Source organism: Desulfosporosinus sp. Tol-M2, from assembly GCF_059735615.1.
Map to the genome: position 1 here is coordinate 1 of NZ_JCAIJG010000205.1, position 7,253 is coordinate 7,253.

Here is a 7,253-nt window from a genome sequence, read left to right on the forward strand (position 1 = left end):
TCGCTTCAATTCGTACCTCGAACTTCGCGCATCGAACATCGAACCACGATTACACGTGCCCTTACAATTGTGCAGGGGTTAGATAAGGTATAGGATTGACCGGGACGTTATTTTTTCTCAGTTCAATGTGAAGCCAGGGCTTCTTTAAAGGTGCGGAAAGACCGACTGTCGCGAGAACACCGCCTTTCTCGATCCGCTGACCCTTGACAACCGAAATATCACCAAGATTACCAAGCACTGTGGTCCAGCCATCCCCAAAATCCAGTTTTACAATCTTCCCAAGTTGGGAATCTTCCCCCACTGCGGTAACCACCCCTGCTGCAGGCGAAACCACCGGTACTCCTAAAGCACTCTCCACATCAATCCCGTTATGAATTGAACCCAGAGCATTGCTTCTCCCATCCCCCACTTCTCCAAAAGCAGCGACGACTTTCCCGGAAATAGGGGGTAAAAACTGACCTTTCATCCTGACATCAACTGGAACATTCTTACTAACGACGCCACCCAGGGACAAGGCTTCTTTAGCCATACCATTTAAGGCTGTGTAATAATTACCCGAGTTCATAGCGCTCTGGTATATTGAATGAATAGTTCCTGAAAATGGGTCTGTACTGTTGGCACTAAAGAAAACCAATAAAAATAAGGTCGCAGCTAAGATGGTGCGCTTCTGAGTTCCGTTCCAATGTTTAAAAAAATCCCCCCATCCTGCCTTGACAGGACGTCGAGATCGTCCGGGTTGCTGATTAAGGCGTGGTTCCAATTTGTTCCGCCCCGGTTCTTTTCCCACTTCTTGGATTGCCCGTTCCCATTCCCAGTCATCCCAGCGTTCAAACGGATTCATCCCCCCACCCCATTTCGAAGTTCGATGTTCGAAGTCCGAGATTCGATCTTCGAATTCGATTCTGCGAATCGAAAAACGAAATTATACTTTAAGACTTCAAATATTGCGAACTTGTTCGCTTCGATTCGAGCCTCAAACTTCGATCCTCGAACCTTGATCAAGCTCGTACATTCCCTTAATAGTTTATGAAAGGGCAAAAGAAATAGAACCTCAATTTCGAAGTTCGAGGTTCTAGGTTCGATTAGAACATAAGCCGTCGGCGTCTTAGATTAACACTCAACATTAATCCCACCGCAGCCATGTTTGATAACATGGAGCTTCCGCCCGCGCTGATAAGGGGGAGTGGAATTCCTGTTACCGGCATTATCCCGGAGGTCATACCGACATTGACCAATATATGAAAGGTAAACATTGAAACCACACCCGTGGCAATCAACATGCCGTAAGCATCTCGCGCTTTTAAGGCTATACTAAGACTGCGTAGGAGGAAGATCAAAAAGAGAAAGAGTAGGGTGATCGTCCCAATAAAGCCGAATTCTTCTCCAACGACGGAAAAAATAAAGTCCGTGTGATGCTCCGGCAGGAAGTTCAACTGGCCTTGTGTTCCCATTCGAAACCCTTTTCCCCATAACCCTCCAGACCCAATAGCCCAAATAGATTGGATGATATGATATCCGTCTCCGGATATATCAGCTGCTGGGTTCCTAAAAACAGTCAAGCGCTTTAACTGGTAATCTTCCATAGGAAGAGGTAGTCCTTGAGCCCAGTACAGCCACCCAGGTAGATTCGTCGCGAAGTGGAGCCAGAGCGCTACCCCCACAATGACTGCTCCTCCCAGTAACAGCCCTCCGAATTTCTTGGGATTTGCTCCCGCTACAAACATCATCCCGATAAATATCGCCAAAAAAACCAAGGTTGTTCCTAAGTCAGGCTGCTTGAAGATGAGCAGCATGGGGAGGAGTACGATCAGAAAGGGCATTACAAAATCCTTATAATTGTTGAGTTTTCCTTGGCGGACGGCTAAGAAATCCGCGAGGGTAAGAATTATGAAGATTTTGGCGAATTCTGAGGGTTGGATATTAAAGCCAAAGGGAGTCGCTATCCAACGAACTGCCCCATTTCTTTCGTCCCCCAAAAAAATCACGGCCAGGAGCAACGTGATATTAAAGCCATAAATCCACCACCGATACGTTCGCCATTTCTCATAATCGATCACGGCAATGAGCGTTGCAATGCCAATACCGATCATAATCCAAATGGCTTGCGACTTGACATAGTGCAAAGGATCTGATTCGAGCACATTAAATGAAGCCGTACTCAAGATCAGGAGACTGGCTATCAATAACAAACACGTAACGAAGATAAATAAAAAGTCCAGGTTTTTCAGTGTGCGTCTATCCACGATAATTCCCCTCTGGTTATTGTATGAACCCTGATACTTTCCCAATTATAACACATCTTTAGCCAGAAATCAGAAGTCAGAAGCCGGAAATCAGAGGGAATTGGGCTGGGGTAACAAAGTAGCGCTTAATTAATAATTAAACCTTCCATCACTTTTCGTAGGTGTTGGAAGGCTCTTTCAGATTATCCCTTGGCGGCGTAGTCCCGCTTCATCTTGACGACAGGAATATTGGCAACTAACGCCACTTCGCGTTCATCCTGACATAGATTGAATTCGAGCGCAGCTTCGTCGATTTCCATGTAGTTAGAAATAACTTTGATTATATCTTCCCTTAATTTATTGAGCATGACAGGCGAAATGCAGGCACGGTCATGAACCAGAACGAGCCGAAGGCGTTCTTTAGCCACCGTCTTGCTCGAGGCACTTCCCCTGCCAAGCATTCGGCTGATAAATTCTAACAAAGACGATTCCTCCTCTCCGTACCGAACGGTTAGCGTAAGCCAACGAGTCTCTTCAGTCTATCCATAATTCCTTGCGGCACATCCAGAGTTATCAGGGGTACTTCTTCCCCTTTAATCCGCCTTGAGATCCTCCGGTAGGCCTCGCCCGCTTTTGAGGTTTGATCCATAACTGCCGGTTCGCCGCGGTTCGTAGAAATGACGATACTCTCGTCTTCAGGAACGACCCCGAGAAGTTCAACGGCTAAAATATCCAGGATATCCGAGATATCCATCATATCTCCCCTCTTAACCATTTCAGGACGAATCCGGTTGATGATTAATTTGGGATTTCTCAGTTCAGCTGCTTCCAAAAGGCCAATGATCCGATCGGCATCCCGCACAGCACTGACTTCCGGCGTGCTAACAACAATCGCCCGGTCAGCACCGGCAATCGCATTGCGGAATCCCTGTTCAATTCCCGCCGGACAATCAATGATTGCATAATCAAATTCCTCTTTCAGCTCTGTGGCTAAGAGTTTCATCTGCTCGGGAGTAACGGCTGTTTTATCTTTAGTTTGTGCAGCTGGCAGCAAAAAGAGATTCGTAAAACGTTTATCTTTTATAAGTGCTTGTTTTAGACGGCAATTCCCACTGGTCACATCCACTAAATCGTATACAATACGGTTTTCCAGTCCCATCACCACATCCAGATTACGCAAACCGATATCCGTATCGACCAGGACGACATTATGCCCTGCGTTAGCCAGTCCTGTACCAATGTTTGCGGATGTCGTCGTCTTGCCTACGCCCCCTTTTCCGGAAGTTACTACGATTACCTCACCCATATTTAGACCTACCTTTCCACCTAGATTTATTCTTTCCGTTATCAGGTCTTGCCACGCCATACATTTGTTCCAGCCGCTTCGACAATTAATTGGCCATCTTTGATTCTGGCAATTTCCGGACCCCGTCCGTAGGCTTCCTCCTCCGGAGCCCTAGTCACTAAATCCGCAATACGCAATTGGGTAGGGGCCAAATAATATGCGCTTACTGAGGCTTTCCGCTCACCCGTCGCTCCAGCGTGGGCAACCCCCCGAAGGGACCCTAAAACGACAATGTTACCGGTTGCAATAATTTCCGCTCCGGGATTAACGTCACCCAGAACAACAATATGACCATCAAATTGCATGCTTTTCCCGGAACGAAGTGTGCGCTCCACAAAGAGACAGCTTCCTTCCACCATCCCTTCCTCCCAAAGACGCGTTTCTTTGTCCTCTGTCGCATGGGATTGGAACTTACCTGGTACGAACACTTCTTCCGAGGTCAACCAGCCCACGAGTTTTAATTGCTGTTCCCTTAGAATTGTCCCCAACATCGAGTGTTCGTCTTCAGTATATTCCTTTTTCCCAGCATAGCACCGTACGCTCGCACCTTGCAGGAATTGAACAGAATTCTTCAATAGCTTAGTAAGTTCATTCATTAGCACTTCAAAGTCCGCAGTTGGATCAAGATACAATACCAATCCTTCGCGAGTGCCTTTAAGTGCCACATGTTCAGTCCGTGTCAATCTGCACAATCCCCAATCTTTAATCTTAATTTAGTGCTTCTTATAAATTCTACAAGCCTGTCCCAATTCCTTTTTTTACAAGTGAAAACTATGAAGAAAAACGTGGAAAAATTCCCCTTTTTTAGCTCCCATTCGCGCTCTTCCAGTCAAAATACTTCATAAAAGCTGCCTTAGCGACGTAACCTGCTGTATCTCCGCCGTGTCCCCCATATTCAACGACCCCGGCGAAGGCAAGCTGAGGATGATCATAAGGAGCAAAGGCCACAAACAAACCGTTGAATATCTCCGCACCGCTCGAATCTTTGGACCCGAGCTGCGCGGTTCCCGTTTTACCTCCCCCGGAAAACTCCGGCACAGGGTCGTAACCTTCGAAGAGAAAATTGGCTGTCCCTTCCCCGGTCATAACAGCGCGCATCCCTTTTTTAACCGAATCCAGGACGTCCGGAGAAACCGATACTGAATTGAGTAGGTGAGGTTCGTATTGCTGAACCGTCTCCCCGCTAATTGGATCCAAAATTTTATCGACAATATACGGACGATAATGTTTCCCGCCATTTGCTATCGTTGCTACATAATTTGCTAACTGCAACGGGGTATAAAAATTATCCCCTTGCCCGATGGAACTATTATAACTATCATGGGGTCTCCAATTCACATTAAAATAAACCTCTTGTTTATACCAAAGGTTTACCTGATTAATTTCTAAGTCCTTCTCGCTTTGCAGCTTCTGCTTCGCTTTCGTATCCGGGGCATCTGCCAATTGGGAGGCGTACTTACTCTCAATCTCCGCCAACTTCTTATCGCGTAATTTCTCATAGGTAGGACCATTGTACGCCTTCTTCCATTCCGGCGAGGGGGAGATTCCTTTAACTTCATACGGTAAATCGACGCCGCTTAGGACACCTAAACCGAATTCATTACTGATCTGGCGCATCGTTTCCGGACTAGCCTCAAAGACACGGCGACCCATCACTTGAAAATAAATATTAGAGGACTTGGCCAACGCACGAGTTAGGTTAACATGTCCAAAATAATTTCCTCCCCATTCCGCGAAACCTGCTGCCTGAGACTCAGCCCCCCCCAAGGAAGACTTGACATCATGAATCTGCTCCTCCGGTGTCGTCACTTTGAGTTGTAAGGCCGCCATTGCTGTTATCATTTTGTAAACCGAACCCGGGGCATATGCTCCGGACAACACCCGGTTCAGGGATGCTGCTTGTGAGGATTGTTGGGGGTCTTGCGGCCAGTATTTATCCCTGATGGCCGTGGTAATATTACCCGTCAATTCGTTGGGATCCATTCCCGGCCGCGAAGCCATAGCCAGAATCTTACCGGTATTAACATCTAATACGACGGCGGCCCCGGCATGAGCGTTGGGATTAGTCTCTTGAATAATCGCTATCCGCTCATCAAGTGTATCTTCCACTACCTTTTGCAAATCAGCATCAATCGTCAGCTGGACTGTCTTGCCCGCAACGGGCGCTTCAATGAGCTGTTTGGTAATTGGACGGGCGTTATTATTCACTTCGACTTGTTGTTCCCCTTCTTTCCCCCGCAGCCAAAAATCATATGTTTTTTCCACCCCAACCTTACCAACCAGATCTCCCTGTGTGTACTCAAAATCCTCTTTTTGTGCATTGTCCTTCTTATTAAACTGCTCAATTTCCTCCGCCGCTATCTCGCGGACATAGCCAAGAAATTGACCCCCCAGTACTTTTTCAGGGTAATAACGAACTGGAATCGCATCGACACTCACACCCGGGAGATCCTCCTGATGCTCAGCTATAATCGATTGGAGTTCAGGGGGAACATCATTATGAATCGCGACTGGGCGATAGCGTTCCCACTGATGATTCTGGATATTCGCCAAGATGTCGTCGGTGATCAATTCCACAGTTTGGGTCGGAATAGGCCAGTAGGGTTTGATGTAAGACGCTAAGCGGCGAACCACATCTCTCCAATCACCGTTGTCGATCTGCTGCAAATCCAACCAGTCCAAGTTAAGAACGAACTCCGGAACACTCGTCACTAAAAGCTTCCCATTGCGATCGACAATATCACCTCGTGTGGCCGGCACTTTCACCCGCTTCATGACGTTCCCCTGGGCTTTGGCGGCAAAGTAAGATCCTTGGGCAATCTGTAAGCGCCAGAGATTAACGCCCAAAATAGAAAAAACGAGAACCACCACGATGCCCAAACCTATAAGACGTGAAACATAAGGCTTTCGTTCTCTGTCATCCATGTCAAAAAACTCCTCCCTTATCGATGCTCGAGGCGCGAGGCACGAGGTTCGACTTGTGAATTCGATTCTGCGAATCGAAGAACGGATTGATCTTCGAGGCAATTTCTTCGTCTAGGTAGCACTCAAAGCACGTATGCGTCAATAATCGCAAACATCACCATAGCCCTAGGTCGTATCCTTCCCCGTGGAGACCCAAGCCAGAGAAAGTGTTGCTAATACACTTTCTCCGAACGTGTGCGAACGGGCTAAGAAACTTCCTCCTATCTCTCATATCTCGGTCGATAGCGCAGCCATCCGTACAGGAATGACCGGTGAATCAAAGGATAAGTTATCGGAACCATGACTGCATTGTAGAAGGATACCCCAATCACCGAGCGCGAGATATCCCCCGGAGACCATTGAAGCCCTGCTCCAAGACTCAAAAAGGCGACCAACATTTGCCCCACTGCGGTAACCAAAAAAGCCATGAACGGCGTTAGAAGGAAATTATCCCTATACCAATGCTCGGCGAGCCAATAGCTTAAAAAAGCAACCACCGCAAGCGTAAGCGTATACATGCCAATATAGCGCCCCAAATATAAGTCCTCTAATAAACCTGCGCCCAGTCCCCAAAGCACACCGGAAGGGAGACGATGGTGCATGGCAATATAGATCGTGAGTAACATGAGTAAATCAGGCTTAATCCCTGACCAGGACCAGAAGTGAAAGACCGTTCCCGGTAAAATCAGGCTCAGGAGAAACATTATTGCAATCAAAACATA

7 protein-coding genes are annotated in these 7,253 nt (G+C 47.2%); all 7 read right to left on the minus strand.

The genetic code is table 11. The features are described from left to right. Positions 1-61: 61 nt before the first annotated feature. Entirely contained in the window at positions 62-841 is a 780-nt protein-coding gene (locus tag AC6I5A_RS15075; protein ID WP_034612767.1) for a murein hydrolase activator EnvC family protein, read from the minus strand. 241 nt (positions 842-1,082) lie between these two features. Further along, positions 1,083-2,246 (minus strand): rod shape-determining protein RodA, encoded by a 1,164-nt coding sequence (rodA, locus tag AC6I5A_RS15080; protein WP_034612778.1) that lies wholly within the window; start codon positions 2,244-2,246, stop codon positions 1,083-1,085. A 179-nt stretch (positions 2,247-2,425) separates the two neighbouring features. Continuing rightward, on the minus strand, positions 2,426-2,704 hold the full coding sequence (minE, locus tag AC6I5A_RS15085; RefSeq protein WP_034612769.1) for a cell division topological specificity factor MinE: 279 nt from the start codon (positions 2,702-2,704) through the stop codon (positions 2,426-2,428). 29 nt (positions 2,705-2,733) lie between these two features. Then, a complete protein-coding gene (gene minD, locus AC6I5A_RS15090) occupies positions 2,734-3,528 on the minus strand; it encodes a septum site-determining protein MinD (RefSeq protein ID WP_034617925.1) in 795 nt (264 codons plus the stop codon). A gap of 41 nt (positions 3,529-3,569) precedes the next feature. Further along, entirely contained in the window at positions 3,570-4,250 is a 681-nt protein-coding gene (gene minC / locus AC6I5A_RS15095) for a septum site-determining protein MinC (RefSeq protein WP_034617926.1), read from the minus strand. 121 nt (positions 4,251-4,371) lie between these two features. Then, entirely contained in the window at positions 4,372-6,492 is a 2,121-nt protein-coding gene (gene mrdA / locus AC6I5A_RS15100) for a penicillin-binding protein 2 (RefSeq protein ID WP_034617927.1), read from the minus strand. Positions 6,493-6,752: 260 nt separating this feature from the next. Further along, on the minus strand, positions 6,753-7,253 hold a 501-nt coding region (gene mreD / locus AC6I5A_RS15105; protein WP_497900817.1), incomplete at its 5' end, for a rod shape-determining protein MreD.

Excerpts from the sequence above, each read along its gene's own strand:
- AC6I5A_RS15075 (WP_034612767.1), bottom strand. The coding sequence starts at position 841 with ATGAATCCGTTTGAACGCTGGGATGACTGGGAATGGGAACGGGCAATC.
- minD (WP_034617925.1), bottom strand. The coding sequence starts at position 3,528 with ATGGGTGAGGTAATCGTAGTAACTTCCGGAAAAGGGGGCGTAGGCAAG.
- mrdA (WP_034617927.1), bottom strand. The coding sequence starts at position 6,492 with ATGGATGACAGAGAACGAAAGCCTTATGTTTCACGTCTTATAGGTTTG.